Raw genomic sequence first — 2,693 nt, forward strand, 5'->3', positions numbered from 1 at the left:
CCGGGCTACGTCGGCTACGAGGAGGGCGGCGCGCTCACCGAGGCCGTGCGGCGGCGGCCCTATCAGGTCGTGCTGTTCGACGAGGTCGAGAAGGCGCATCCGGACGTGTTCAACGTCCTGCTGCAGGTGCTCGACGACGGGCGGCTCACCGACGGGCAGGGCCGCACGGTCGATTTCCGCAACACACTGCTGATCATGACCTCGAACCTCGGGGCCGAGTACCTCGTGGCGCAGCGCGACGGCGAGGACACCGACGCGGTGCGCGAGGAGGTGATGGGCGTGGTGCGGGGGCACTTCCGGCCGGAATTCTTGAACCGGATCGACGAGATCATCCTGTTCCACCGCCTCAAGCGGGCGGAGATGGGTGCGATCGTCGACATCCAGCTCACCCGGCTCCAGACGCTGCTCGATGAGCGCAAGATCGTGCTGGACGTCGATGCGGACGCCCGCGCTTGGCTCGCCGACCGCGGCTACGATCCCGCCTACGGGGCGCGGCCGCTCAAGCGCGTCATCCAGAAGACGGTGCAGGACCCGCTGGCCGAACTGCTGCTGTCGGGAAAGATCCACGACGGCGAGAGCGTGCCCGTGGGCGTCGGGCCTGCGGGCCTGATCATCGCCGGAACCAGCGCCGCGCCGCGGCGGCGGCCGGACAACGTCACCCTCAACTGATCGGTCGCGCGCGTCGCCCCGGCGGTCGAAATCGGTCGCCGGGGCTTCTCTTTGCGCGGGGTCCCGACGACAGTGGATGCATGAGCGACCTCACCTACGCCATCGGCGACATCCACGGCTGCGCCGGGCTGCTCGACGGCCTGCTCGCACGGATCGAGGCGCACGCCGCCTCCCGCCCGCACCGCCTCGTCTTCCTCGGCGACTACATCGACCGCGGGCCGGACAGCGCGGGCGTCCTGCGCACCGTGAGCCGGCTGCACTGGGCCGACCCGGAGCGCGTCGCCTGCCTGATGGGCAACCACGAGGCGATGCTGCTCGACGCGCTCGCGACTCCCGGCGCCGACGCGCTGTGGTGCGGGAACGGGGGCATCGAGACGCTGGCCTCCTTCGGCGTCGCGGAAGCCGCAGCCCTCCCCCGGGACGTCCTCGACTGGATCGAGGCCCTGCCGACGCTCCACGCCGACGCGCGGCGCTGGTACGTCCATGCCGGGTTCCGGCCGGGCTGCGCGTCGCCTGACCCGGAGGTCCGCAACCGCCTCTGGATTCGCGAGCCGTTCCTCACCGAGGATTGCGACTTCGGCCGCCACGTCGTCCACGGCCACACGCCGCAGACGAATGGCCGGCCGGAGGTCCGACGCTTCCGCACCAACCTCGACACCGGCGCGGTCTACGGGGGTGCGCTGACCGCAGGGGTGTTCTCGGATGCTTCAGGGCCGGCGCTGGAGTTCCTGCAGGTCCAGGCGCGCCCGGTCCCGTAGGCGCTATCTGCGCGGCACCGGGCGCGCCGGGTTGCCGACCACCGTCGTGCCGATGGCCACGTCCCGCGTCACCACGGCGCCCGCCCCGATGATCGCGTCGTCGCCGACCGTCACGCCGGGCAGGATCAGCGCGGCGCCCCCGATCCAGACGTTGGCGCCGATCGTGACCGGGCGACCGAATTCGAGGCCCCTCCGGCGTTCCTCCGGATCACGCGGATGGTCGGCTGTGAGGATCTGCACGCCGGGCCCGATCTGCGTGCCGGCCCCGATCGCGACCGCGACCACGTCGAGGATCACGCAGTTGAAGTTCAGGAACGCCTCCGCCCCGAGGTGGATGTTGGTGCCGTAGTCGCAGTGGAACGGCGGCCGGATCACGGCCCCGTCGCCGACGTGGCCGAGGCGCTCGGCGAGGAGCGACCGGCGCTCGATCGCCGGCAGGGCGAGCGCCGCGTTGTAGCGCACCAGCCACGCCTTGGCAGCGGCCGCGTCCGCCTGAAGCTCGGGGTCGCCCGCGCGGTACAGTTCGCCCGCCAGCATCTTCTGCTTCTCGGTCATGGGCATAGTCCTCGCTGCCGACCCTCTCAGCGGCGCGCGGGCAGGACGGCCGAGATCGCCGCGATCAGCCAGCCGGCCATCAGGATCACGCCGCCGGATGGGGCGGCCATCGGAAACAGCGCGCGGCCGGCGAGCGCCCGCAGCGCAAGGTCGCCGGAAAACAGCACGAGGCCGAGGGCGAGCGCCGCCGCCGCCGCGCGCGCGGCGAGGCGATGCGTCAGGCCGGCGGCCCCGAGCCCGACGAGCGCGAGGATTGCGGGGGCGTGGAACAGCAGGAACTGCGCCGCGGTCTTCAGGCTGTCAGCACGCGGAATGTGGGCGGCGGCCGCGCTAGCGCCGACGCCGAGGGCGCCGGCGAGGCAGGCCAGGGCGATCAGGATTCGGTCGGCTGCGGTCGGCATCAGGCGCCGCGCTCGCTCATCAGCCGGGCGATGGCCGTGCGCAGGTCCGGTACGCCGCGGTCGTCGCGGCTCGACGTCAGCAGCACCTGCGGGTAGGCCGCCGGGCGCCGGGCCAGCGCCGCGTGGATGCCGGCGACCCGCGCCTCGGTCTCGGACGCCTTCAGGGCGTCGGCCTTGGTCAGCACAATCTGGTAGCTGACCGCGGCCTTGTCGAGGCCGTCGAGCACGTCCGCGTCGATACCTTTCAGCCCGTGCCGGGCGTCGATCAGCATGAACACCCGGGCGAGGTTGGCGCGGCCCTTGAGGTAGG

Annotated in this window: 4 protein-coding genes and 1 pseudogene; 2 read left to right on the forward strand and 3 right to left on the reverse strand. The window is 72.5% G+C overall.

Annotation, left to right across the window (positions count from 1 at the left end):
* Positions 1-669: AAA family ATPase (locus ACFE86_RS22310; protein WP_375457496.1), on the forward strand; the 669-nt coding region annotated here is incomplete at its 5' end.
* Between the two features lie 80 nt (positions 670-749).
* A complete protein-coding gene (locus ACFE86_RS22315; RefSeq protein ID WP_375457497.1) occupies positions 750-1,427 on the forward strand; it encodes a metallophosphoesterase family protein in 678 nt (225 codons plus the stop codon).
* A gap of 3 nt (positions 1,428-1,430) precedes the next feature.
* Here ACFE86_RS22315 and ACFE86_RS22320 read toward each other — a convergent pair whose 3' ends face one another.
* The 3 genes and pseudogenes from ACFE86_RS22320 to ACFE86_RS22330 form a co-directional block, all read right to left on the reverse strand.
* Positions 1,431-1,988: a sugar O-acetyltransferase gene (locus ACFE86_RS22320; protein ID WP_375457498.1), complete on the reverse strand. Its 558-nt coding sequence runs from the start codon at positions 1,986-1,988 to the stop codon at positions 1,431-1,433.
* Positions 1,989-2,008: 20 nt separating this feature from the next.
* Positions 2,009-2,383, reverse strand: a complete 375-nt coding sequence (locus ACFE86_RS22325) for a DUF423 domain-containing protein (protein WP_375457499.1) — start codon at positions 2,381-2,383, stop codon at positions 2,009-2,011.
* A pseudogene (locus ACFE86_RS22330) lies at positions 2,383-2,693 on the reverse strand (YihA family ribosome biogenesis GTP-binding protein); the annotation flags it as partial. The gene ACFE86_RS22325 and the pseudogene ACFE86_RS22330, both read right to left, overlap by 1 nt.

Origin of the sequence: uncultured Methylobacterium sp., assembly GCF_964244095.1 — a bacterium.
In the GTDB taxonomy this organism is placed as follows: Bacteria; Pseudomonadota; Alphaproteobacteria; order Rhizobiales; family Beijerinckiaceae; genus Methylobacterium.

Bases quoted from the DNA above. Each gene is read 5' to 3' on its own strand.
- ACFE86_RS22315 (WP_375457497.1), top strand. From the start codon at position 750: ATGAGCGACCTCACCTACGCCATCGGCGACATCCACGGCTGCGCCGGG.
- ACFE86_RS22325 (WP_375457499.1), bottom strand. From the start codon at position 2,383: ATGCCGACCGCAGCCGACCGAATCCTGATCGCCCTGGCCTGCCTCGCC.
- ACFE86_RS22320 (WP_375457498.1), bottom strand. From the start codon at position 1,988: ATGCCCATGACCGAGAAGCAGAAGATGCTGGCGGGCGAACTGTACCGC.